Here is a 26,487-nt window from a genome sequence, read left to right as displayed (position 1 = left end):
TACATATCTGTTTGATCGAGGTTCTGCTATTTTTTTTCAACATTTTAAAAGATTGTTTATTTTATATTTTTTGTAAAATAACAGGGTTTGTATTGGATTGTAAATTAAATTCACATTTTTCAAATTCCAAAATTTTAGTTTTTTTATTATAAAAGCCAATCCATAAGAATTCTATATTATAATTATTAACTATTTTTTTAATGGTTGCAATTGGTTGGTCTTTTGAATAATCATCCCAACTCATTCTCATTCCACCAGCTCCTAAGTCATTGGTATTGTCATAAAAAATATTATAAATATTTTTGTCCAAATCATCCACTATTATTTTTACGTTAATATAAATTTGATTAGACATCACAACAAAAAGGCCTTTATTATTTTCAATTTTTATACTTGCAAAGGAAGATTCTTTATCATAAGCCCAATTGCCATCTAAATTGAATTTGGATAAAGATTTTTTTGCATTATTACAATCAATTTTGGGTATTAAAGCAATGTTTTCCTGAGTATTTCTTACAGTTAAATATGAAAAACTTTCATCAACTTTATTTTTAAAAATGTATTCCCATTTTGAAATTCCTTTTGACTTATCAATCCACTTAAATCTATAAAACCATTCGGCATTTTTTATATATATGTTATATCCATAATTAACTTTTTCAATTTTTGATATTTCGTATTGAGTTGGTTCCATTAAATCTAATGAAATCTTATCATCATTTATTATAATTTTTCTATTCCATTCTGAGCAAGGGAAATTATATTCTTCTTCTTTTTTTTCAATTTCTAGCCATTCACTTTGTTTAATATTATTATTTAATAGAACTATGCTATCATTATTAAGTGTTAAACTAATTTCTTTTTTAACTTCTTTTAATTGTTCTGATTTAATTTGTTTACATGAAACAAGAAATAAAGATAAAATAATTAAAAATAATATTGCTTTTTGTATAGTTTTCATGATATTTTTCTATTTGTTTTTCCTTATTTGTGAAAGTGTATAGGTATGTTTTGATGTATATTTAGTAGAGCCATGTAATGAGTAGTCATCTTTAACATATAACCTATTTTCATCACTACTACCCTTATTTATATATGAAGTACCAACATCATAAAATAAATAATACGGTTTATTATTATCACATCCCCTCCCAATAATTACAATAAAGTGGTCTGTTGTTAGATCATTGTTAAATCCTCCCTTATATTTATATGTGTGATCAACACCAACTAAAATTGGCTTATCATTTTCTAACTGTTCATCCAAATACTTTATACCTTTTTTGGCAATTTCAGAGTCAATTACTAAATTATTATTACTTTCACTTGCAATTTGATATAATGCCTTATTATTTTCTAAATCTCCTCCTTCTACATTGAAATTTGATAAAACATCTTTACAAGCTTTCCAACATGCAACATCTTGTTGAACTTTAGTTCCATATTTGGAATCATACTGTGTTTGCCATTTACTATTATCATTTCTTAAATCTATGTTTTCTTTACCTTCACAACCTATGGAAGATTCTTCATTACAACAATCATAACCAAACTCTTTTAAAAATCCATCTTTAATATATAAATCAGATTTTCTATTTAATTCATCTTTAAGATATTCGTCAAATTTTGCTTTAACATCGGCATATGTTTTTAACTTTATAGGTTGACCATAAGGGCTATTTGGCATACTAGCCCAACTTAAACTAGATATAAGAGCTGCTTGCTCTATTTTACCATCAATTATTAATTGTATTAATCCTTTTTTATTAAATTCCATATTTAATAAACACAACATATCTTGAGATTTTGGGCTATAATCAGGAATGTTATACTGCTTTACATAATCATGATAGCTTTCATAAACTCTAGCTTTTACAAAACTTTTATCTGCCAATTGTCTTAACTTTTCTCCATTAAGCCACCACCAAGTATATCTCATGATTTGCTATGCTCTCGCTGCAGGATTCAACCAAATTAAAAAGCAAATTATTCTTTGGTTCGAATTTTGGATCCGGATTTTTGAAAAAGCGGTTTTTAATATAAATCAAAAAAATGAGTTTTTAAGTAATGACTACTTACCACTTGATTTAGCGTAAAAATAAACTTAACCAATTCGATACAAACTGTGTCTTTCAAAAAAAATCATTGTTAGATAATAAATTTATCTATTATCAAAAAATAACATTTAAAAAGTATTTATTAAAATTGTGACTTTATGAGAAGGCGCCATTATTTTTCTTTTTCAAAAAGCAACCATTTATCTTCATTTTGAAAAGAACTGCCCTTTATATAAATTTTATCATTTTCTTTTTTAAGAATAAAGTTGGGATTTGACTTTTTTGAATTAGCTACATTATCATATAATTCAAGTAAATTATCTTTTTCTACTGCTAAGTATATTTCTTCTGAAGGATATGCATCACTTTTAAAAATAATTTTTTCATTATTTATTAAAAAAATATATTTCCAAAAAGTAGTCGTTCCATCTGTAAATTTTTCACTAAAAACTCTTTCATAATTACCAATCCATTTTTGTTCTATTTTATTATTAGATTTTATTGAATTTGGAATTGTTTTTTTTATCGAAGACGTTTTTATTACATCCTCAATAATCTTCATTTTCCAATCATTTATTCTACCAATATTGTCTTCATTATTTACATCAAATTTTGAACTTTCTATCCATATATAATCATTTAAAACATATGAGGTTATAGTATATGGAATTTGAGGATTATATGACTGATCTAAATGAGATGTATGTTTTAAATATTTTTTATTTACTATAAATATTAAAGCATTGAAATTGTTTTTAAAATCTTTAAGAGATAAACTACTTATTTCATTATATGTTTTATTAATACAATCTATGTCATCAGAACAAATTGAATCTATTAAAGTCGTAGAAAACCTCTCAGTTTTTGGTATTATTATTACATCAGAATTGCCTAAATTATTATTTACTGAGTCATATAGACAACCGTTATCAGGAACTCTATAATATTCTTCTCTAATGTCAAATTTTCCGCAAAACAATAATTTATCTAATTCTTTTGATAAATATTCTTTTGTTTCTATTTGCTCTTTCGGGCTATTTATGTCTTGAATAACATTGCTTTCTTTATGTTCTTTACATGAAATAAAAATAAATAGTATTAAATAGATTACATTTCTCATTTTTTATAATTTTTTAGTATAATTTTTTGGTCTAAAAAAACCTTTCCAGCCATCATGCCCATACATTGCTCCTTTTAATCTTTTATATTTTGCAGTTCTCGAACACCCAGTTTCAGAATATCCACCATTTTTTGCTTGATCTTTTTCACTTACTGCTCCTGTATCACCTATTGCTTCAAGTATAGTAACAATATCGGTTGCTTCATCATATTCATATACAATACCCGTATGTCCATCATTTTTACCATGTTCTTTTTTATTTCTTCTCCAAACAAAAATATCTCCTCTTTGAGGTTTAAAATCTTTCTTATCACTATTAGCCACTAAGTCAATATTCTGACTGCCAATTGTATTTCTAAATGCAGTTTCAGTAGTCATAATTCCAGTATCTATAGATTTTAAATTAGGCATAACTCCTAATTTATACAAATAAATTCCAACAGTTTCTGAACAATCTAAATTCTTTAAACCATCCTCAGAAAGTGAATTTCTAATACCTTCCATACTATAAGGAATATGTTTATCAACTAGTTTTTTCATTTCAGCTAAAACACCATCTTCATTTGAATTATCATTAACCAAAGATTTACATGTAGTAATTTTTGCCTTATAATTTAATCCTTCAACTTTTTTCACACTTAATCTAGGTCTTAGTTCTCCTTTACTTAGTTCTCCATTCTTATTTCCCGATAGTGACAGATTGCCTTTTTCTTGATAAAATTCTCCATCAATACTTTTGTTTGCATTATAAGGCTGATAATTTGTTGTAGGGTCATTTTCTTTTATTTTTTTATCTTTTTCTATACTATAACAAATATAATCATCTCTTTTACCTACTGCAGCTGGACACCAAATGCACATATACATATCCAAAGAATCGCTAATTACCTTTTTTGAATCAATCCACATTTTAAAGTACAATTCAACATAATCTAATTGCTCTAAAATTTTCATCTTAGATAATTTTAATTTTGTTAATTTTTCACCTTTATTATATTTGTTATTCGCATTCATTCCATTAATTGCAGAACCTGTCCACTGAATTAATCCAGTAGCTGCTGGATGACCCTCAGCTGGGTCAAATGTTCCTCCAGTTTCAACTGCGATGCAAACCATTAAATGATTTGCCATTTCAATAGAATTTTTTTGAGGCCATAATTTTTTACAAATTTGAACAACTTTTTTACGTTCATCGCAAGTTAGTTTATTACCCCATAACAAATCATATTCTTTACATACACAAACTCCATTTCCGCCCCCAGAACCACCACTTCCTTTCCCCACCATCACAGCACTTTTATATTCAGCAAGTTTGAGTATAGCGCTTTTTTTGGTGATAACAAGAGGGCCTGTGGCAACTTTAGCTCCGTTATACAAAATATTTTCGTCTTTATCTTTTATAACGGCATAAACGATACGCATAGCAGTTTTTGGATTTAATAAATTCCACTCCAGCTTTATTTTTATCATACCACTTTCGTCTGCATAGACGTTTTTGGCTTCTAGAATAGCTTTGCCTTTTTCGTAAATCTTTAAATTTAATTGTTCATCGGGTTTTATGCCTCTTGACTTGGCATAAAAATAACTTATCTTATCATAATCTACATGATAGTGCCTGTCTTTGCCATCTTGACTGCCTATATGTGCACCATAAATTTCTCGTTCGTCCTCTACTTCAAGATAAGTGTTGCTTTCATATTTATTATCCCCATTCGCCAATGTAAGTTTTGGGGCAACTACTTTGATATACAATTTGGCATAACTGCCTGTTTCGTCTTTCATTGCTTTGTTAAGTGAGAAAGACAACAAATTGCCATCATAACTTTTATTGTTAATATAGCCTCCGTGATCATTAAAAGAAAAGTAATCTTTGTCCCAAATTTCAACCGTAATTTCTTCATCAACAAGATGCTCTTGCTTGAGCCAAATATTTACTTTTTGTCCCCAACTGGCTCGTTGTATTTCTATACCGTTGCTGTCTGTAAAAAGCATACCGTGTATTTTGGCTTGTTTTACATCAATAGTACTTATTTTACCGGGTTGGTTGTTTATACCGCATTTTACACTTTGCTTTCCAGCAACAGTGGGTGTGATGGCTATGGTTTTTTTATCTATAGTTGCATGCTTTATTGGTAAACTCCAAACTACTTGCTCGGTAGCTATAAGCGGATCGATTATAAAAGCCGAAACTTGTAAGCGTGTCGTCTTGCCTACTTTTGGAACACCTAAGCACTTAAAAGATACTACATCATTATCGACTACCTCAAATCTCCAGTCATCTTCTTCATCTTTGGCCGTTGTACCAAAGGCATTTGCCGTTTTTGAATAGGCTTCAACGACGTATTTTTGCTTCGTCATGAATTGATGGCCTGGTAAGGTTATACTCTTGCCAGTGCCCATTAAGCGACCATTTAAATTCCACTTTACCTGACTTATTTCCTCATTAACAGATTCTTCATTGGGGATAAAATAGCTAAACACACCCGTTTTTATTTCAAAAGTCATCGGTGTTCCTGGACGTATTTTCTCGGCATTGTGCGTTATCCCTGTAACGGCATTACCCACTGTTTCGCCTGTAAAAGTTTGTAGCGCGATCGCTCCTGTCGCTAAGGTGTATTGGGCAGTAACGGTATATTGGGCTTTTGAGTTTAGCGGGATAAACGTCAAGATGCTATTTACTGTGGTCGATTCTACCGTATTGCCTGATGCATCGGTAACTTGCATTTGCAAATGCTCTAGCTCTTGATCGGTTGGTGGCAATACAAATTTGGCTGCAAAATTTGCTGGAAAATTTTGTCGCAATTGCATTTTATTTCCTTTTTTTCTAGCAAAATTTTCACCTTCTAATGTTTCAAGTGCAACACCTTCTAATGTGTTAGGTACAACGTCAATATCTAATGAACAGGACGCATAATTCTTGTCATGAACTCCTTGTTTGGGTTTACCATACCCTTCGATTCGGTAATTTCCTACCGTACCAAATGCTTCTTCAAGAACAATACCGTGCTGTTCCTTAATCATTAAACGATTTTCTTTATCCCCTGAACTTCCATCATAAACCAACCATGATGTTAAATCCTTATTACCTTTACCTAGTTTTGCCTCAAACCTACACATTTCATTAGGGCGTACTAAAATCTTTTCAACTGTCTTTGCTTCATTAGAACTACGCGCTTTAAAATCCGGTCTATTCTCAATACTTTTTAAGGTAATGTAGGATACGTCAGGATAACTAGGCTGTTGAAGTGGCATTTTTACAGCTGGATTGATCATGGCTAATTCTACTGGAGTAGTATTCTCGGCATGTTCTTTAGTTACTGTATTAGTTTGTCCGTGTTTTTTTATTGTAACTTTTCCACCTATGGTACACTGTAAAATAGAAATTTCAGTAAGCAAAGGCTTATCAGCTATTTTAGTTTTTTCATAGAATTTTTGCCACTTCCCAGCTGGCGAAAAAGCGCAAGGCTGATTCCCACTAGAAGAGGGCTTTAAAGTACATTTACCAAAGGTAGCTGCAGGAGGATCTAAAGTTGTATCATCTGCTGTTGCTACATATTTACCATCTTCATCATTAAAAACTACTTTTTCATGACTTGTTACTTTTAATTTTGCTGTTTTTGAGGGGTCTTCGGCTTTATCGCAAATACAAGTAGCTCCATGAACCACAAAGTATTTACCCTCATGCTCTCCCTTTTTAGTTTCCTCTTCCTTCTTAGCTTCTTCTTCTTTTTTTTCTTCTTCTATTGTACACTCTCCTTCCTTCTTAGCTTTCTCTTCAACGTCTTCCTGTTGACTTATGGCTATTTTCCGGTTCATTTCTTCAATCTCATCTGGAGGTGGTGTTAGCAGTATTTCACCCGCTTTTAGCGTACCCCCTGTTTGATTTTTTAATTCACAATTATTATTGTGGTACCTTTTTAAGTAATACTCATCTTTGATACCCAATTTGAGAGCAACACTACTCAAAGTATCACCTTGTTGTATAAGATAAGGAATTGGACTTGCCATAATATTAAAATTGGGTTAAGTAAAAATGTTCTTTGTAAGTAAAATAAGGCTCGCATGAAACCGTCAGTTCACTATTTATTGCTTCTATATTATCATAAGTGTCATTGTAATTCATACTTGAACTTATTTTTGAGCTTACAATGGCTGTAGGATCAACTGTTTTTTCTATATTATTATCTTGCAAATAGCGAGTTAAGTCACTTTTAAATGCTAACTTATCAACTAATTCTAGTTCCCATTCTACAAGAGAGTTTATAGGAATATGTTTTTTAACTCCTTCCCACAGCGCCTCTCCTACGGGCATTATTTGCCACTTATGAGAAAAAGAGGAGTCGTCTTCCTTTGTTTGCATTGCTAATTGTAAAAGCTGAAAGAGTGGCAGAGAAAAAATAAAGTGCTCCATTTTTTCTTCAGTATTAACTTGTTCTAAAAACTGTTCCCTTATATATTTTATACCTTCTCCATCGTATTGATCACAAAGATATTTATCCCCTTCATAGATTTTTTCTAAAATTTGTTTGTGATTACGAATAGCACAATTTTTACCATCATGAAAAAAAATAATAGGAAATAATAAGGCAAAATAAGCATTTGCAACTTCATTAAATTTAGTATCTATTATTTTATCATTTATTTTAAAATCATCACGATTAAGTTTATACAAATGATCAAATTCTTGATTTTTTTCTATAGAAATAGTATATGAAACAGCAGTAGTGTCAGCTTTATTATTGAGCGTAAGTGCCACGGAATGCTGAACATTGTAAAATATTTTACTCATTTTATAGATGGGGTTCAATTATTTAAAATAATGCTAATATAAGAAAAAAGCGATTAAAATATATTTTTTATGAATAATTATTGTACTAAAAAAAACAAAACTAACTGTATCTTAACTATTTGTTTAAATAACTAAATTTTCATGCTCATAGTTTCAATTAACTGAACCTAAAGCATAACATATAATAAAAAGGCGATTCAAATTAATTGAATCGCCTTTTTTACACAGTAATTTGAGAAAATCTCTATTCTATTTTCTAAAACACAAAATTAAGCTCTCAGTTTTGCAATAATTGCATATACCTCTTTCACGCGTTGCGTTAATCCTGCATAATCTTTGTTTGCAATAATATCTTTACTAATCAATTGCGATCCCATTCCTACACAGTGTACTCCTACGTCAAACCATCCTTTCAAATTTTCTTCGCTTAAGTTCACACCTCCTGTAGGCATAATTGTAGTCCATGGTTGCGGTCCTTTTATTGCTTTTATGAATTCTGGACCATATAAATCTCCAGGAAAAAGTTTTACAACTTCACAACCTAGTTCTTCTGCTCTGGTAATTTCTGTAAGAGTTCCACATCCTGGTGACCACAATACTTTTCTACGATTACAAACAATAGCAATATCTTCTCTTAATACTGGAGTAACTATAAAATTAGCTCCTAATTGCATGTATAAAGAAGCTGCCGCTGCATCCGTAACAGACCCTACTCCCATGATCATTCCAGGCAATTCTTTGATAGCATATTTAGTAAGTTCCCCAAAAATTTCATGTGCAAAATCTCCTCTTGAAGTAAACTCCATTAGCCTAGCCCCTCCATCGTAACAAGCTTTTAAGATCTCTTTACTCAATTCTATATCATTACTAAAAAATAACGGAATCATTCCCGTATCATTCATTGCTTGCGCTACTTCTATTCGTGTAAATTGTGCCATATTGCTATTTTTTATCGTGATACTTTTCCTGAAAAATCACCTTCAATTAATTTTTCAATTTCTGCCTTCGTTACTAAATTATAATCTCCTGAAATAGTATGTTTCAGGCAACAAGCCGCTACTGAAAAGTTAAGAGCGCGTTGTTTATCAAATGGTTTTTCGTTTAATCCATAAATTAAACCACCCATAAAAGCATCCCCACTACCTACACGATCCACTACAGGAGTTACATCTTGCACCGATGCTTTATAAACGGTTTCACCATCATATAAAATTCCGCCAATACGTTGATGCGAAGCACTTATGGAATAACGCAAAGTTGTAGCTGCATATTTTAAATTAGGACATACTTTAAATAATTTGTCATACAAAGCAGGTAAGGCTTCTAAATCGTCATAATTAGGGTTTACATCTGGTGTTCCTAACATAAAATTTGCTGTATCAATATCACCCAAGATAATATTGCTGTATTGCAACATTTTTGGCATGATCTCTTTAGGAGCTTTTCCATATTTCCATAGTTTAGAACGGTAATTCAAATCGGTTGAAATTGTAATTCCCATTTCGTGGGCAATTTCAATAGCTTCTAAACAAGCCTCAGCAGCAGATGCGGATAACGCAGGAGTTATACCACTCCAATGAAACCAAGTAGCATCTTTTAGAATTTCTCTCCAGTTGAACATTCCTTTTTGTAAAGTTGCCATCGCACTGTGCGCTCTATCATAAACTATATTACTCGCACGTGTACCTGCTCCTGTTTCTAAAAAATAGATTCCAATGCGTTCTCCATCTAGCAATACGTTTTGATTACCAACATTTAGTTTTCGCATTTCTTTTACAGCGCAAATCCCTAATTCATTATCCGGTAAACGGGTAACATACTCGGTATTCATTCCGTAGTTTGCTAAGGAAACTGCAACATTAAATTCTCCACCGCCATACGTAGCTTTATAGGATTCAGACTGGGAGAATCGCAAATGCCTTTCGGTAGAAAGACGCAATAGAATTTCGCCAAAAGTGACTATTTTTTCCATTTCTTACTATTTTTTTAGTTGTTTTTTGATTAGTTCAATCGATTGAACTTTTCGATAAAAATAAAAGAATATTACTATCCTTTATCCTACTTTATCTGGTACTTTATATTCTTTGTTCCTAAATTATGTTATTTTGGAAAAAGAAAGTACATTTGTTCAATCGATGGAACAAATGTAGAAAAAAATTGGAAATAAAGAAAAAAACAACCCTAAAAGATATTGCAGCTACTTTAGGACTAACCCCTTCGGCAGTTTCTAAAGCTTTAAACAATCACCCTAGAATTAGTGATAAAACCAAAGCGGCTGTACAAGAAGCAGCAATTAAACTGCAATACCAACCTAATTTTTTATCGAGTGCTTTACGCAAAGGAAAAAGTAATTTAGTAGGATTAATTGTGCCTCGCATCAACACTAATTTCTACGCATCGGTTATTGAGAATATTGAAGCTGTTTTAAATGAAAATGGTTACAGTGTGATTATGGCGCAAAGTAACGATACCTACAAAAAAGAATGTGAAAGCATTGATAACTTACTCAATATTCAAGTAGACGGTATCATTGCTTCCATTGCTAATGAAACCGTTGATTTTGACTTCTACAAAAAAATTAAAGACAAAGGCGTTCCGCTCATTCTATTTGACCGTGGAGAAAATGATTTAGAGGTAGATTATATAGGTATTGATGATTACAACTGCAGCCATTTGATCGTTGAACATTTAGTAGCACAAAAATGCCAACGCATTGCTCACATCACCGGATTCAGCCACACCCGAATTTTTAAAAACAGAATTCGAGGTTTTAAAGATGCATTAGAAAAATTTGGCTTGCCTATACAAAATGATTTAATTATCGAAAGTAACTTGCAAATTGAAGACGGCAGGCGCATCATGAAATCCTTATTAGATTCAAAAAACAGACCTGACGGTGTTTATGCTGCAAGTGACAACGCTGCCTTAGGTGCTTTGCAAGTTTTATTAGAAGAAGGCATACGTGTTCCCGATGAAATAGCGTTAGTAGGTTTTGGTAATGAACCTTTTGGGACTATTATCAAACCTGAAATCTCTACAATAAACCAATTTAGTGCCGAAATAGGAAAACAAGCTGCCCTAGCTTTTCTAGACAGAATCAAGCACCCTAAAAAAGTTGTTTCCTTAAACAAAATCATCCTCGAAGCCCAACTTTTAATTCGAAACTCTTCTAATAGACAGAGGATTTAAAAAACTTCATTAAAGTGAATCGATATTTAAAGATTTACTTTTGAATTGGATAAAGTTTTCCATTAGAAATTCTCCTTTTTATAATATCACTAAAAGTGGGTATTGCTATTTTAAAATAATAGCTATTTATTTACAATCAGCAAAAGGACAAATTTGAAGAGCATCTCTTTAAAATCAGCTAATCCAAGCATTTTTACAAAATCAATTATAAAAATAACTGACGGTATATTCTTAAAAAAATTATTAAATTAAAAATAAATTTGATGAAATATACAAGCAGTAAAATTAAAATTGATAGTTTTATGCTGTGAAAAAATTAATATTATTAAAAACACACCTGTTTCATTGCTAAATGTGTGAAACTTAACTTAAATTGATTATGGCAATAAATTTACAAAAAGGACAAAAAATTGATATTGGTTTATCCAAAATAACTGTAGGATTAGGTTGGGATCCTAATGAAGGAACAGGCAATGATTTTGACCTCGACGCATCAGCAATTATGATTAATTCCGAAAGAAAATTGTTAGGGGAAGATTACTTTATATTTTATAATAACCTTAACTCACCTGATGGTGCTTTAGAGCACACAGGAGATGACCCTACAGGTGGAAATAGTGATGGTGATGATGATGAAGCAATAAGAGTTGACTTAAATAAAATTGACAGTAATGTTCAAGAGGTACTTTTTGTGGTAACGATTGAAGATTTTGAAAGAAGAAAGCAAAATTTTGGTCAGGTTAGAAATTCGTATATTAGAATTGTTGATGATGCCAGTGGTGAAGAAATAGCAAAATATGAATTAGATGAAGACTTTTCTATTGAAACGGGTGTTGAGTTTGGAAGATTGTATAAACGAAATGGAAACTGGAAATTTGAAGCTTCTGGTATTGGTTACAAAGCAGATTTAAGCTTCTTCCTTGAAAAATATTATAGTGGACAAATAATTAAATAAATATATGGCAATAAATCTTCAAAAAGGACAAACAATTGACCTGCGTAAAAATGATAAAGGAGAATCATTCGATTTATCGAAAGTGACCATTGGATTAGGTTGGGACGTTAAACAAAAAGAGGGCAGTTTTTTAGGTAAATTATTTGGAACAAATAAAGAAGAAGAATTTGACTTAGATGTCATCGCATTTTTATTAGATTCAAATGGGAAAGTAGCCAACTTAGGGAAAGAATTAGTGTTTTCTAATGGTCAAAAAGTAGGACTGCATGGTGGAGACGTTGTGTTTTTTAACAGTATGACTTTTCCGTCTGGAACAGGTACATCTAATACGCTTTTTCCTGAAGGAACACCAAAATATACTATACAACAAAAAATCAATCAACTACTAAGCAATGGTGAACTTATCGTTCATACAGGTGATAATTTGACTGGAGAAGGTGACGGTGATGATGAACAAATTATTATTAAATTAGAATCACTTCCTGCTAGAATTGAAAAAATAGTATTTTTAGTGTGTATTTATCAAGGTATTCAAAAAAACCAACAATTTGGTAAAGTAGAAAATGCTTTTATAAGAGCATGTGATAGTAATAATAAGGAAATTGCGAAATACACCCTTTCAAACAGTCCTGAATTAGAAAACAAACATTCTTTAGTTTTTGGGGAAACCTACCGTCATAATAACGGCTGGAAATTTAGAGCAATTGGAGAGCCACTACATACAGACAATTTTGTCGATGTTTTAAAAAAATATATTAATTAAATACAATCAATTGAAATTAGATTACGCAAATTACAACCATCTTTCCTTTGATCTTTGGCTCACTTTAATAAAGTCAAATCCAGAGTTTAAAAGTAAGAGAAACAAATTATTTAAAGATTACTTTGAAATTGAAGACTCGATAGAAAAAGTGAATGAAGTAGTACGGTATTATGATGTATTGTGCAACAGTATTAATGAAAAAACAGGGCTCAACTTTAATACGTTTGAAATTTATTATTTAATTTTAAACTCCCTAAATGTTAAGATAGAAGTAATTGATGCAATCAAATTAGAGGCGTTTTACACTGAAACTGAATTATTGTTTATGCAGTATAAGCCCAACTTAATTGACCCTAACATAGGCTTATTATTTAAAGAGGTTACTGAAAAAGGAAAAACAATTAACATTTTAAGCAATACGGGGTTTATAAAAGGGTTTACATTAAGAAAACTTTTAACTCATTATGATTTAAATGATTATTTTTCATTCCAATTGTATTCAGACGAAACTGGAATTTCAAAACCCAATCAAGACATGTTTAAGCTAGTTTATGATCAAGTTTGTAAAAAAGAATTTGTAGAGAAAAAAAGAGTTTTACATTTAGGAGATAACCCAATAGCAGACCGTGATGGTGCTTTAAAATTTGGGTTTAGTGCATTATTAATATAAATATAGAACGTGAATCAGAGTTACAGTTTACATAAAATAGCCGCGGCAGATGCCTTTAGTTTTAACCCATCAGATTACAGTTGGTTTAAATTTGGTGATAAATTTTACGCAAAGTCTTTTGCAAAAAAACTTTTTGATGATTTTATAATCATCCACGGTGATACAATTTTAAAACAAGAGGAAATCATCATTTTACCGAGTCCCTATTTATCAATTCCTACGGCTTCAAACTTTTTATGTTTTTATTTTAAAGAATATTTAAACATTTTTTTATTTGAAAATGATAGAAAGGCAGCAATCGAATCTAAAATATTTAGAAACCAAACCTATGTCACTGATTATGGAAATTTAGATTTTGAAGAGCGTGTAAAGTTAATTTCTAATGATACATATTACATTGATAAAGAATTTATAAACGATAAGTTTTGTGTATTTGTTGATGATATTAAAATTACTGGAAGTCATGAATTCACCATTAATAAAATCTTAAGTCAATATAATGTTGATGGAAAGTTTTTATTTGTCTACTTTGCTGAATTAACAAATAAAGAAATTCATCCTAATATTGAAAATTATTTGAACTATTTTTCAGTAAAAGGTGTTAATGAAATAATAACTGTAGTTAATCGAGATGATTTTCAATTTAACACCCGAATCATAAAGTACATCTTAAACTTTAACGAAAAGGATTTACACCTCTTTTTAGAAAGTATTACATTTAAGGTTCGAGAAGAACTTTTTCTATTAGCAATAAGTAATAATTATCATCAGATTAGCGAGTATTTAAATAATTTAAAAACAATAAAATCAACTTAAAAATGGCAATCAATTTACAAAAAGGACAAAGAGAAAACATTAACGCACCAAAATTTACAATAGGTTTAGGTTGGGATACTAATAGTAGCACGACAGGTGTAGATTTTGATTTAGATGCTTCAGTATTCATTTTAGGAGATAATAAAAAAATTATTTCTGATGCACATTTTATATTTTACAACAACTTAAAGTCTCCAGATGGATCAGTTATTCATACTGGTGATAATTTAACTGGTGATGGTGATGGTGATGATGAGCAAGTTAAAATTGATTTAAGCAAAATAGACGGATCTGTTAAAGAAATTTGTATTGTAGTAACAATACATGATGCTGAGAATAGAAAACAAAACTTTGGTCAGGTTCGTAATTCTTTCATTAGAATTGTTGATGACAGTAATAATGTAGAGTTAGTTAACTATGAGTTAGAAGAAGATTTTTCTATAGAAACGGCTGTTGAATTTGGAAGAATTTACAACAAAGACGGTCAATGGAAATTTGAAGCTATTGGTGCAGGAATGAAAGGTGGATTAGAAGATTATTTAAACAAATACAATTAATAGAATGGCAATCAATTTAGAAAAAGGACAAAGAATTAATTTAGAAAAGAACAACGGAACTAAATTACAAAATATTTGTGTTGGTATTAATTGGGGAGCAATAGAAAAAAAAGGTCTTTTTGGTAAAAAGAAAGAGGCTGTAGATCTAGACGCAAGCTGTGCCATTTATGATGAAAATAAAAATCATATAGATTCTGTAAATTTTCAAAAATTAAAATCAAACGATCGCGCAATTCTGCATAGTGGTGATGACTTAACTGGAGATTTAAACGGTGATGATGGATTAGATAATGAAGTAATAACATTAGATTTTTCAAAATTATCTCCTAATGCTAGTTATGTTGCTTTTTATGTCAATAGCTTTAGAGGGCAAGATTTTAAAGATATTCCGTTTGCGTCAATTAGGATTTATGAAGGAACTCCAAAAAGAGTAACTGAGGAATTTGCTCGCTATGACATTGCAAACGATGCTACATTTTCAGGAAAAGTATCAATGGTACTAGGTGTTTTTTATAAAAAAAATAACGACTGGAAATTTAATGCAATCGGTGTTTCTACGACCGACAGAAAATTAGAAGAAACCATTATTACAATTCAACAAGATCACCTATAAAAGCAATATATGGACAATTTACCAACAATTTCAGACAATCAAAAATTGATTGATAAAGACGGAAATGTAAATTTAGAAACTATTTCTGAATCAGAAAAAGGCAACTATAAATCAATAACGAGTCAATTAAATGAGAATGATGTCAATTCCATTTTAAATTATGGATCTGAAATTCAAAATTCGATTTCAAAACAAAGTGATACTTTTTTACACAATGTTAGAACATACAATTCTGGAGAAGTAGGAACATTGATCAATGATTTATTGACTGAACTTAATTATGTAGATGTAGATGAATTAGATCAAGGACCCGTGAAAAGGTTTATGTCTAAAATTCCTATTTTGAATAAATTAGTTATAGACGTAAAAAAATTGTTTCAGCAATATGATAAAATCACCGTAAATGTTGACAAAATAAGTAATAAAGTAAAAGCAGGAATGATCAATTCTGTTAAAGACAATACTTCATTACAAACAATGTTTGATGGCAATGTGAATCTTATTAAAGAGATGGAGAAACACATTATTGGTGGGCAAATAAGATTTGCTGAATTAAATGAAGAGCTTGTTCAAATGGAAGCTAATAGTGCCCAGTATCAAGACTACCAGATCTCTGACAAGAAAACTTACATCAATAGATTAGACAAACGTCTTGCTGATATGAAAATTGTACGTTTTATCATGTTGCAGTCTTTAGCGCAAATTAGAGTTGTACAAAATAATAATGTATCTATTGCTGAAAAAGCACAATCAATTTTAACGACAACAATGCCGGTTTGGAAAAACCAATTAACGCTTGCTGTTGCTTTACAAAGACAAAAGCAAAATATTGAAGTACAACGTAGAGTTTCAGAAACAACAAATACTATTTTACAGAAAAATGCAGAAATGCTAAAACAAAATAGTATTGAAGTAGCTAGAGAAAATGAAAATACAATTGTATCTCTTGAAACTTTAAAAATGACAACAAAATCATTAATTGATACCTTAACAGAGGTAAAACAAATTCACGAACAAGGTACTGAAACGCGAAGACAACTTGATGCTGGTTTGCAAAGTCTTGAAAGTGAATTAAAAAAATCTGTTGTTAGTTAACAACATCAATAAGGACAATAATGCAAAATGACGAAGAGTTTTTTGCTCAAATAATTAGTGATAGTAAAAAAAGACTGTTGGTTTTAAAGTTGTTGTCCAACTTTTTTAACCATCAGGATTTTATTAGCATAATAATTCGAACAAAAATCATTCACAATCTTTTTGAAAAAAACAAGGATCTCGACACCAATAAGCTCGAACTTTTTCATATTCAGTACACCGATACCCTTATCAATTTATTTCAAAAAATAAAGAAAAATAAGGAACAGCAGTATTTATTATTGTCTGATGAGATTTATATAAATGATGATTACATCTCTAAAATAAATTCAGAGATTGATAGTAAAAGAATTTCTCAACGCATAAGGTTGCATTCACAAACAATGTCTCTAAAATTAGAGGAGCTTTATAAAATGTTTGTAACTGATGATGACAAAGCTTTTAACTGGAACGAGATTACAAATTTTTCAAATGATTTCAAATCTGATTACTATAGAGAAATATCCTTGGAAAAGTATCAGGAATTAGTTTGTTTTGATAGAAAAACTTATGAGAATAAAAGTGCTATTGTAGAAAAAAAACTTTTAGGGCGCTTAAATATTTTAAACTTCAAAGTTAAGTACTTATGTGGGTTAGTTTGTAAAAATGAAGTAATTGAAGTATACCAGTTTAGAGATTCTAATGATTTGTTTATTTACATAATGAACAATAAATCCTTTTTCTTTTTAAATGAAGAAGACAGAGAAGGTCTTGATATTTCTAAAAATTATTCTGGTAAAAATGAAATTGTAGAAGATTTAAAAACAAAGAATAAAGCATTAAATAAAAAACTAAAAACAGTAAAAACTGATTTAACAGATGATGTCCAAATAGTATTAAATGAATATTTACAAAAAATTTCATCAGTAGATTTCTTAGATGATTTACAAAATGTAGATGAGCAAACAAATATTTTAAAGGCAATGTTAAACATTAATATTAATTAGAATTATGGCTATTAATTTAGAAAAAGGACAAAGACAATCTATCGATGCACCCAAATTCACTGTAGGACTTGGTTGGGATAGTAATTCCAGTAGTACTGGTGAAGATTTTGATTTAGATGCAAGCGTATTTCTTGTTGGAGAAAATGGTAAAATCAGTAATGAAAATCATTTTGTCTATTATAATAATTTAAAGTCACCTGATGGTGCTGTTACGCATTCTGGAGACAACCTTTCTGGTGCGGGAGATGGCGATGATGAACAAGTTGTAATCGATTTATCTAAAATAGCGGCAGATATCAAAGAAATTTGTTTTGTGGTAACAATCCACCATGCTGATACTAGGAGACAAAATTTTGGACAAGTTCGTAACTCTTTTATTCGAATTGTTGACCAAACCAATACAGAGTTAGTCAAATACGAATTAGATGAAGATTTTTCTATTGAGACAGCGGTTGAATTTGGTAGAATTTACAAAAGAAACGACGAGTGGAAATTTGAAGCCGTAGGAATTGGTATGAAAGGCGGGTTACAAGATTATTTAAATAAGTATAACTAAAAAAAACAATAAAAAATGGCAATTAACTTAACTAAAGGACAAAGAATAAACCTAGAAAAAAGTAATGGTAATAAATTACAAAATATTTGTGTTGGAATAAACTGGGGGGCAATCGAGAAAAAAGGTTGGTTCGGTGGAAAATCAAAGGAGGCAGTAGATTTAGATGCATCATGTGCTTTATATGATGATAATAAAAATTTAATAGACATTATATATTTCGGTCAGCTAAGATCTAAAGACGGTTCAATTGCTCATAGTGGTGATGATTTGACTGGAGATATGGGGGGTGATGATGGATTAGACAATGAAATTATAACTGTAGATTTTTCAAGATTAAGCGCTTCTTGTAGTTATGTAGCATTTGTATTAAATAGCTTTCAAGGACATGACTTTGGTACCATTCCTTTTGCTTCAATAAGAATTTATGAAGGAACACCAACAAGAGTTAATGAAGTTTTCGCAACATTTGATATTGCAAATGGTTCCGGTTTTGCTGGTCACGTTTCTATGGTTATGGGCGTTTTTTATAAGAAAAACGGAGAATGGAAATTCAATGCTATTGGAGAACCTACTAAGGATAAAAAATTAGAGCAAACAGTCAATACTGTAACCAATCAATATTTATAACATGAGAAGACTACCCGTATATTTATTATTAGACACCTCTGGTTCCATGTCAGGAGAACCAATAGAAGCTGTAAAAAATGGGGTACAAATAATGATTAGTTCATTAAGACAAAATCCTCAAGCTATTGAAACTGCTTTTTTAAGCGTTATCACTTTTGATACTACGGCACAGCAAATAATTCCGCTAACTGATTTAGCTTCTTTCCAAATGGTAGATATTAAAGCTACCGGAGTTACTGCTTTAGGAGAAGCTTTAAAACTAGTCAGTAATAAAATTAATACTGAAGTTCAAAAAACAACCACGGAGCAAAAAGGAGATTGGAAACCATTAGTTTTTATAATGACTGATGGAATACCTACTGATGATTGGCAAAGCGGTTTAAATGAATTCAAGAAAACTAAAGTGGCGTTTACTGTAGCTTGTGCAGCAGGAAATGGTGCAGATACAAATATATTAAAACAAATTACAGACAATGTAGTTAGTTTAGATACTGCTGATAGTGCAAGTATTGGTAAATTCTTTCAATGGGTGACCGCTTCAATTGGAGTGAGTTCTACAAAGGTGGAGGAATCTGGAAAAGAAGTAATTGGATTAGATGAATTGCCTCCACCACCCTCGGAATTAAATATTGTTGTTTAACGATTATGATTCTTTAAAACATTGCTTTAAATGTCAGTAAAGTGACTTATATAGAATACAAAACATAAAACCTTTGTGAAAATCGAAGGTTTTATGTTCTTAATAACAGTAAAAATTACTTTAGGAAGTCTTTAATTAATTTATTATCTAAAAAAACACATGAGAAGATTACCCGTTTATTTTTTATTAGATACATCAGGTTCAATGCGTGGTGAGCCAATACAAGCATTAAACAATGCTTTAAGTGGCATGATAAATACATTACGGTCAGATGCTCAGGCATTAGATTCGCTATGGATTAGCATTATAACTTACGACCGTGAAGTAATTGAAGTTGCTCCGTTAACTGAATTAGTTAGTTTTCAACTTCCAGAAATAATATGTCCTCAAAGTGGCCCAACAAATACAGGAGCAGGTTTAGAATTTGTAATTGAAAAAGTGACAACTAATGTAATAAAAAGTTCGCCTACGCAAAAAGGAGATTGGAAACCACTACTTTTTGTTTTCACCGATGGTAAACCCTCCGATATGCCTCTTTACAGAGAAAAAATTATCGAAATCAAAAAATTAAACTTTGGTGCCGTTGTTGGTTGTGCTGCTGGCCCAAAAGCTGACGATCAAATTTTAAAAGAATTGACTGAAAATGTGGTGCACCTAGACTCTGCTGATAGTGCTACATTAAAACAGTTTTTCAAGTGGGTATCTGAAACTATTGAGCAAGGTAATAAAAGCCAAGGAACAGGAGAAAGTACTACGTTGCCTCCGCCTCCAAGTGAAATAACTGTTGTAATATGATAGCAAAAATTTTAATAAGTATTTTGATTATAGGGCTGTTTTTATATTCAAAATTATTACCCTACAAAAACAAATTAAATCCTCAGTACAAGAAAATCTTTGATTTTTTTAATAGCATTTTTTCACCGATATTTATTTTTTTTAAAAACATGATAAAACCTTTCCAAGTGGGATACGGTTTATCAATTGATATGTCACAAATAGTGTTGCTGATTATTTTATTAACTCTCCTAATATTTTTCTAAAATGAGAAGATTACCTATATATTTCTTAATTGATATTTCAGAGTCAATGGTTGGGGAACCTATTCAACAAGTTGAAGAAGGATTGGCCACTATTATCCAAGCATTAAAGACGGATCCCCATGCTTTAGAAACCGTTTTTGTATCTATAATAGTTTTTGCAGGACAGCCTAAAACTTTAGTTCCTTTACAAGAAATTGTGAGTTTCTACCCTCCTAAATTCCCTATCGGTAGTGGTACTTCTTTAAGTAAAGGTTTAGGACATTTAATGCATGAACTAAGAACTAACATTGTCAAAACGACCTATGAAGTTAAGGGTGACTGGAAACCTATTATTTTTCTATTTACTGACGGAGTGCCTACTGATGATAGTAAAGCAGCTATCAATGAATGGAAACAAAACTGGAGTAAAGCAGCCAATTTAATCGCTATATCATTTGGAAATAATACAGATGCTAAATTATTATCTGAATTAACTGATACAGTATTAGAATTTAAAAACACCAATGTTCAATCTTACAAAGAGTTTTTTAAATGGGTGACTGATTCTATCAAAACAAGCAGTATTAGTGTTGAAAATAATACTACAGGATTTGAATTAGCAAAATTAGATGGTGAAACGCTTTCTAAAATTAATTTAGAAAAATTAAATACTAACAATCAGTCGGTCGATGATAATTTTGTTGTTCTTAATGGTAAGTGTCAAAATACTAAAAGACCTTATTTAATGAAATACCGAAAAACAATCGTACCCTCACAATTTGCTGGTGTTGAATTAAGCACTAAAAGCTATAAATTAGTTGGAGCTTATCAAATTGACAATTCCTATTTTGAATTAGCTGATAATACTAGTTTCAACAATACCGTCAATAGTGATGAGTTGATAGGTGGTCCCACTTGTCCTTGCTGCGGGAATCAAATTGCATTTGCAGTTTGTACTTGCGGTAAAATACATTGTATTGGTGAAGAAGAAATAAGTAGCTGTCCTTGGTGTGATAATCAAGGTAGATACGGTACTGGCGGCGGTGGTTTTGATGTTAATAGGACACAAGGCTAATCTATGGAAGAGATAGAAAAATACATCAAAGCATTTTTATCGCAAAATAAGATCGATATTACGGCTAATAAAGCTGCGCTCTTTAAATCCTTTATTGAAAATGAAGAGAATATTAATTCCGTAAAAATAATTCAAGAAAATCAGAGAAAGATTATGGTCAATTGGAAATTAAAAACAAGAATTGATGATATCATTTCGCAATCTATTTCATTACCTAATGGAACAGTAAATAAAAATTATGAAACAAAAATTGACTTTGACAAACTTGGTTGGAGCGACTTCATATCTTTTGAAATTCAAGGTCTAGAACAAATTGGTTTAGAATTCAACACCGAAGACAAAATACTTTTTGGAAACCCAAAAATAAGTGGTGATCTAAAAATACAAATTTTATTTCGTGTTAAAGGAGAAGATGACAATATTATTCCTAATGTAAAAACAATCACTTTAATTATAAATCCCGATCCAAAATCATTGTGGAAAAATATTAAAAGTGATCAAGATGACCCTTTTTGGAAAGAAGACAATATAAAAGTTTCAGATAATTTTTTAGACAAGAAAATAGTCATTGCTTCAAAAAGAGGTAGAAGTCATGCTAATGTGGGTTCTTTTAGAGATGATCATTTTACGTACAAAAATATTAATGATAGTGGCTGGAGCGTTGTGGCAGTTTCGGACGGTGCAGGTTCTGCAAGTTTATCAAGAGAAGGCTCAAAGATCTCTTGTGATTTGATAGTTAGTTATTTTGAAGAACATTTTACGCCAGAAAACTTAAAAGAATTTGATGAGACATTGTTTAATCATCACAATAAAACAGGAGAAAATACCTCAAAAAAAATAAGCCGTTTTGTCTACGAAAACCTTTCTAAAGCAGCATGGTTTGTAAATAAAGAATTAGAAAAAACTGCTACTAAACTAGAAAGACCATTAAAGGATTTTCATGCTACTTTAATTTTTACTCTAGTAAAAAAATATGATTTTGGTTATGCCATTTTAAGTTTTGGAGTTGGGGACTGCCCTATTGGACTAATTAATAAAGATATGACTGAAATCAAACTCATGAACTGGTTAGATGTAGGCGAGTTTGGTGGTGGAACACGTTTTATAACCATGCCTGAAATATTTCAGAGTGAACAATTTCAAACAAGATTTGGGTTTAAGCTAGTTGATGATTTCTCTTATTTAATGCTAATGACTGACGGTATTTATGATCCAAAATTTGTAGTTGAAGCAAATTTAGAAAAAATAGAAAAATGGAATGAATTTCTAGTAGATTTACAAGGCGAGAATGAAGAGGGTCTTAAAGTAGATTTTAACTATGAAAATGCTGAAATAGCAGACCAACTTTCCAATTGGATGGATTTTTGGAATCCGGGAAATCATGATGACAGAACTCTTGCAATAATCTATTAGGCTATGAAGACAATTACGGTACAATCAATTAATGATAAATCTAAATCATATCAATTCGTTGATAATGGAGAGCCTATGCGAGGCGGTGTCAAAGATGTATATTTTAGTCCTGATAAGAAATATGTTGTTGCTATTTTTAGAGACAAATTAGATTTTAATCAAAAAGAACGCCTTCAAAAAATCACAAATTACTATTTGCCTCAAATTCAAAGTAAAGAGGCTGGTGATTATTATTTAAATGAAGTATATAGATGGCCTACAGATATTGTAGAGTATAATGGTCTAATTGGAATTATTGTACCTATTTACAATTCTAAATTTTTCTTTAAAAAAGGATATGAAACAAGTGATCTAATCCAAGGTAAAGAAAAAAATGGTAAATGGTTTGCTGGTGCAAAATTTAGAAACCCTAAATTCCCTTTAAAAGTTGCAAAATCAGAATTAGGTGACTGGTTGAGTTATTTTCAAGTATGTGTTAACTTGACTCGTGGAGTAAAAAAAATGCATGCTATGGGATTAGCACATTCTGATTTATCATACAATAATGTACTTATTGACCCAGTTGAAAAATCAGCATGTATGATTGATTTAGATGGTTTGGTCGTTCCTGGTATGTTTCCTGCAGAAGTAATAGGTACAGCTGAGTTTATTGCTCCAGAAGTATTAGCATCTAAACATTTAGATAAAAACGATCCAAACAGAAAACTGCCAAATAGATTAACGGACTTGCACGCTTTGCCTATTCTTATTTACATGTTTTTATTGCATAGACATCCTTTAAAAGGTGGGAAAGTGCACGATTTAGATACGGAGAAAGATGATTTATTGTCAATGGGAGAAAAGGCACTATTTATTGAACACCCTACCAATGCAATGAATAGACCCAAACTAGACCAAGTTTCTAAATGGGATCTACCTTGGGCCGATGTTAATAAACTGCCTTACACACTTACAGGTCCCTATCTAAAAGCTTTATTTGATAAAGTTTTTATAGATGGTTTACACAACCCCATGCAAAGACCAACTGCTGAGGAATGGGAAATAGGATTATTAAAAACAACTGATTTAATGCAAAAATGCTACAATAGTTCTTGTGAACAAAAGTGGTATGTTTTTGATAACACAAATTTACCAAAATGTCCCTTTTGTGGTACACCTCATAAAGGAACATTACCTATCTTAGACCTTTATTATCAATTTAAAGACGCTGTTTGGAAACCAGAGAATCATCGTTTAATGGTTTATGATAATCAATATCTTTTTCAGTGGCATATTAATCGAAATACCACTCGAAATGAAAAATTAAGTACTGAGCAAAAGGTTCCTGTAGGGTATTTTACTTTTCACAATAATAAATGGGTATTAGTAAATCAAAAAATGACCTCTTTAAGAGATGTAACTGAAGACAAAGAAATCCCTATAGGTAGCATGGTAGAATTAACAGATGGAAAAAAATTGTTACTCTCAAAAGAAGAAGGTGGACGTGTAGTAGTGATTACAATGGCCAATAAATAAATAAATAATTTAAATAACTTTAATTAAACAAATGGAAACAAACATTATCGATTTACATCCTGGACTAGTAGTCGGATTCGCAGTAGTAATTTTTATAATGCTGTTATTAGATTTAGGTATCTTTAACAAAAAAGCACATGAAGTATCTTCAAAAGAAGCGTTAACTTGGAGCGTTATTTGGATTTCACTTTCAATGGTGTTTTCTGGAGTAGTATATTATATCTTTAACCAAGATGCTGGTGGACATGAGGTTGCCGTAGAAAAATTCACACAGTTTCAATTAGCATATTGGATTGAAAAAGCACTTTCAGTAGATAATCTCTTTGTTTTTATTTTAGTTTTTGGATTTTTTAAAGTTCCTAAACACCTGCATCATAAAGTGTTATTTTGGGGTATTATAGGTGCTTTACTATTTAGAGCCATATTTATATTTGCTGGAGTAGGTATTATTAATCTAACTTATTTGGAATCATTTTTAAAGAATGATAGCACTACATTTTATGCGGTGTGGAGTTTAATCGCACTTTCTTTAATTGGATTAGCTATAAAGTTCCTAAAGGATGAAAAAGCATTTTTAATTCTAGCAATAATTTTCGGATTATTTATTTTAGGAGGAGTTAATGCTAAATATTTTCTTGACGTAAATCAGCTTGATTTACCTCCAATTAATTTGGTAATGACAATATTTGGTTTGTTCTTGATATATGCAGGAATACAATCTTGGGGTAGCGGAGAAGGTGATGAGGATGAGGATTTTAGTGATACTGCGGGTGCAAAACTTGTGCAAAAATTTTATAAAGTTTCAGATAATTACGACGGTGACAAATTCTTTACTTTGCAGAATGGAATGAAGATGGCAACACCGTTACTGGTTGTTGTAGCGGTAATTGAATTTACAGATGTATTATTTGCAGTAGATAGCATTCCTGCAATTTTTGCCATATCTAAAGATCCATTTATCCTTTACACGTCAAATATTTTTGCGATATTAGGGTTAAGATCATTATATTTCTTGCTTGCGAATTTTATACATATGTTCAGTAAATTACCTTATGGTTTGGCCATAATTTTAAGTTTCATTGGATTCAAAATGCTAATTTCTCCATGGTTTCATATTCCTTCTCCAATTTCATTAGGAATTGTGGGTGGAATTCTTGTGCTTTCTGTAATTATCTCTATAATGTATCCAGAATCTACTGAGGAATAATAAAATTAATGCTTACTATAATTTGAAAAGACCTCCATTAAAAGAGGTCTTTTTTTGGCTCAAATAAAAATTGGGAATAAGTCCTATAATTAAAGAAAAATCAAATGGATTTTTCAATATTTTCATATTTTCTACCCGAAGATTTATTATTTCATTTTGATATTGTTGATTTCAAAGAGGAAGCAGGATACTGTCCTAAAAAAGTATGCAAAGTAAAAAAGTTGTGTTTTTAAATTACTATCAATAAAATTATAAGCTTATGAACCTTAAACACAATTAAATTTCGGAATTATTATTGAAGATTGCAAATTCTGAAAACGACACAAATTTACTCATGCAAATGACTCATAACGTGTTTATGAAAAGTGAGCGCCATTTGTAGAAGCAAGAGAACACAATAGATTATGCTAATGGTTATTGCCTGAGAAAAGTTAGTACTCGCAGAGATAAATCTGTTAGCAGAGAAGGGTATTATGGATCAAGACATATTGTTGTGGGGAAATATTTAAATAAGGATATTTGTATTTTAAAATCTTATCCCAATGCAAGAATCTTTTAATGAGATCCTAAAATTATTACTACCTGAGATCATAATAAACTATTTTGAACTTACTTCTTATAAAAAGGAAAATGAAGCTCTCCATCTTTATCCAAAACAGATTAATTCACTACCAAAAGAATATCGTCAAAACAAATTAAGTTCAAAAGGATTCTTTGATGAAATAACAGTCCAGGATTTCCCTATCCGTGGTTATAAAGTATATCTTCATATCACTCATAGAAGATGGCTTAATGAAGACACAAGTAAAATTGTTTTCAGTACCG

The 26,487-nt window shown here is 30.8% G+C and carries 26 protein-coding genes (1 of these 26 only partly in view); 19 read left to right on the top strand and 7 right to left on the bottom strand.

Features of this window, described 5'->3' with window-relative positions; all coding sequences use genetic code 11:
* Positions 1-61: 61 nt before the first annotated feature.
* From ACVEGE_RS14790 to ACVEGE_RS14760, 7 genes are all read right to left on the bottom strand, one after another.
* Positions 62-961 (bottom strand): hypothetical protein, encoded by a 900-nt coding sequence (locus ACVEGE_RS14790; RefSeq protein WP_173856836.1) that lies wholly within the window; start codon positions 959-961, stop codon positions 62-64.
* Between the two features lie 9 nt (positions 962-970).
* Positions 971-1,939 (bottom strand): lysozyme family protein, encoded by a 969-nt coding sequence (locus ACVEGE_RS14785; RefSeq protein ID WP_173856835.1) that lies wholly within the window; start codon positions 1,937-1,939, stop codon positions 971-973.
* A gap of 290 nt (positions 1,940-2,229) precedes the next feature.
* Positions 2,230-3,177, bottom strand: a complete 948-nt coding sequence (locus ACVEGE_RS14780; protein WP_173856834.1) for a hypothetical protein — start codon at positions 3,175-3,177, stop codon at positions 2,230-2,232.
* A 3-nt stretch (positions 3,178-3,180) separates the two neighbouring features.
* Positions 3,181-7,185 carry a PAAR-like protein gene (locus ACVEGE_RS14775; protein WP_192500986.1) on the bottom strand — a complete coding sequence of 1,335 codons (4,005 nt, stop codon included), beginning with the start codon at positions 7,183-7,185 and terminating at the stop codon, positions 3,181-3,183.
* Positions 7,186-7,189: 4 nt separating this feature from the next.
* Positions 7,190-7,966 (bottom strand): hypothetical protein, encoded by a 777-nt coding sequence (locus ACVEGE_RS14770; RefSeq protein WP_173856832.1) that lies wholly within the window; start codon positions 7,964-7,966, stop codon positions 7,190-7,192.
* 269 nt (positions 7,967-8,235) lie between these two features.
* Positions 8,236-8,904: a bifunctional 4-hydroxy-2-oxoglutarate aldolase/2-dehydro-3-deoxy-phosphogluconate aldolase gene (locus tag ACVEGE_RS14765; protein WP_173854578.1), complete on the bottom strand. Its 669-nt coding sequence runs from the start codon at positions 8,902-8,904 to the stop codon at positions 8,236-8,238.
* Positions 8,905-8,915: 11 nt separating this feature from the next.
* Entirely contained in the window at positions 8,916-9,938 is a 1,023-nt protein-coding gene (locus tag ACVEGE_RS14760; protein ID WP_192500985.1) for a sugar kinase, read from the bottom strand.
* 185 nt (positions 9,939-10,123) lie between these two features.
* On the opposite strand from ACVEGE_RS14760, the gene ACVEGE_RS14755 reads away from it, so the two are divergent.
* The 19 genes from ACVEGE_RS14755 to ACVEGE_RS14665 all read left to right on the top strand — a co-directional run.
* Positions 10,124-11,155 (top strand): LacI family DNA-binding transcriptional regulator, encoded by a 1,032-nt coding sequence (locus ACVEGE_RS14755; protein WP_225738117.1) that lies wholly within the window; start codon positions 10,124-10,126, stop codon positions 11,153-11,155.
* 379 nt (positions 11,156-11,534) lie between these two features.
* Positions 11,535-12,110 (top strand): TerD family protein, encoded by a 576-nt coding sequence (locus tag ACVEGE_RS14750; protein ID WP_173854575.1) that lies wholly within the window; start codon positions 11,535-11,537, stop codon positions 12,108-12,110.
* A 4-nt stretch (positions 12,111-12,114) separates the two neighbouring features.
* Entirely contained in the window at positions 12,115-12,873 is a 759-nt protein-coding gene (locus ACVEGE_RS14745; RefSeq protein ID WP_192500983.1) for a TerD family protein, read from the top strand.
* A gap of 10 nt (positions 12,874-12,883) precedes the next feature.
* A complete protein-coding gene (locus ACVEGE_RS14740) occupies positions 12,884-13,543 on the top strand; it encodes an HAD family hydrolase (protein WP_192500982.1) in 660 nt (219 codons plus the stop codon).
* A 9-nt stretch (positions 13,544-13,552) separates the two neighbouring features.
* Positions 13,553-14,359, top strand: a complete 807-nt coding sequence (locus ACVEGE_RS14735; protein WP_173854572.1) for a phosphoribosyltransferase family protein — start codon at positions 13,553-13,555, stop codon at positions 14,357-14,359.
* Between the two features lie 2 nt (positions 14,360-14,361).
* Entirely contained in the window at positions 14,362-14,916 is a 555-nt protein-coding gene (locus ACVEGE_RS14730) for a TerD family protein (RefSeq protein ID WP_173854571.1), read from the top strand.
* A gap of 4 nt (positions 14,917-14,920) precedes the next feature.
* Positions 14,921-15,529 (top strand): TerD family protein, encoded by a 609-nt coding sequence (locus ACVEGE_RS14725; protein WP_173854570.1) that lies wholly within the window; start codon positions 14,921-14,923, stop codon positions 15,527-15,529.
* Positions 15,530-15,538: 9 nt separating this feature from the next.
* Positions 15,539-16,624: a toxic anion resistance protein gene (locus tag ACVEGE_RS14720; RefSeq protein ID WP_173854569.1), complete on the top strand. Its 1,086-nt coding sequence runs from the start codon at positions 15,539-15,541 to the stop codon at positions 16,622-16,624.
* 20 nt (positions 16,625-16,644) lie between these two features.
* The gene (locus ACVEGE_RS14715; RefSeq protein WP_192500981.1) at positions 16,645-17,610 is read left to right on the top strand and encodes a hypothetical protein; all 966 of its coding nucleotides are present in this window, start codon (positions 16,645-16,647) and stop codon (positions 17,608-17,610) included.
* A gap of 4 nt (positions 17,611-17,614) precedes the next feature.
* Positions 17,615-18,166 carry a TerD family protein gene (locus ACVEGE_RS14710; RefSeq protein ID WP_173854567.1) on the top strand — a complete coding sequence of 184 codons (552 nt, stop codon included), beginning with the start codon at positions 17,615-17,617 and terminating at the stop codon, positions 18,164-18,166.
* Positions 18,167-18,181: 15 nt separating this feature from the next.
* Positions 18,182-18,793 carry a TerD family protein gene (locus tag ACVEGE_RS14705; RefSeq protein WP_173854566.1) on the top strand — a complete coding sequence of 204 codons (612 nt, stop codon included), beginning with the start codon at positions 18,182-18,184 and terminating at the stop codon, positions 18,791-18,793.
* 1 nt (position 18,794) lies between these two features.
* Positions 18,795-19,433 (top strand): vWA domain-containing protein, encoded by a 639-nt coding sequence (locus ACVEGE_RS14700; RefSeq protein WP_192500980.1) that lies wholly within the window; start codon positions 18,795-18,797, stop codon positions 19,431-19,433.
* Between the two features lie 159 nt (positions 19,434-19,592).
* The gene (locus tag ACVEGE_RS14695) at positions 19,593-20,228 is read left to right on the top strand and encodes a vWA domain-containing protein (RefSeq protein WP_192500979.1); all 636 of its coding nucleotides are present in this window, start codon (positions 19,593-19,595) and stop codon (positions 20,226-20,228) included.
* A gap of 246 nt (positions 20,229-20,474) precedes the next feature.
* Positions 20,475-21,527 carry a TerY-C metal binding domain-containing protein gene (locus ACVEGE_RS14690; RefSeq protein ID WP_192500978.1) on the top strand — a complete coding sequence of 351 codons (1,053 nt, stop codon included), beginning with the start codon at positions 20,475-20,477 and terminating at the stop codon, positions 21,525-21,527.
* A 3-nt stretch (positions 21,528-21,530) separates the two neighbouring features.
* Positions 21,531-22,940 (top strand): PP2C family serine/threonine-protein phosphatase, encoded by a 1,410-nt coding sequence (locus tag ACVEGE_RS14685; RefSeq protein ID WP_192500977.1) that lies wholly within the window; start codon positions 21,531-21,533, stop codon positions 22,938-22,940.
* Positions 22,941-22,943: 3 nt separating this feature from the next.
* Entirely contained in the window at positions 22,944-24,455 is a 1,512-nt protein-coding gene (locus ACVEGE_RS14680; protein WP_192500976.1) for a helix-hairpin-helix domain-containing protein, read from the top strand.
* A 31-nt stretch (positions 24,456-24,486) separates the two neighbouring features.
* Positions 24,487-25,662, top strand: a complete 1,176-nt coding sequence (locus ACVEGE_RS14675; protein WP_192500975.1) for a TerC family protein — start codon at positions 24,487-24,489, stop codon at positions 25,660-25,662.
* Between the two features lie 104 nt (positions 25,663-25,766).
* Positions 25,767-25,895, top strand: coding sequence for a hypothetical protein (locus tag ACVEGE_RS14670; protein WP_255505360.1), 129 nt, complete (start codon positions 25,767-25,769; stop codon positions 25,893-25,895).
* 309 nt (positions 25,896-26,204) lie between these two features.
* A protein-coding gene (locus ACVEGE_RS14665; RefSeq protein WP_225738116.1) for an ISAon1 family transposase N-terminal region protein crosses the window boundary here: on the top strand, positions 26,205-26,487 show its 5' portion. The gene runs 80 nt beyond the window's last position; only the first 283 of its 363 coding nucleotides appear in the window; the start codon lies at positions 26,205-26,207; the stop codon falls past the right edge of the window.

Source organism: Flavobacterium sp. PL002 (genome assembly GCF_054165825.1).
This window is presented reverse-complemented; position numbering and strand designations above follow the sequence as displayed.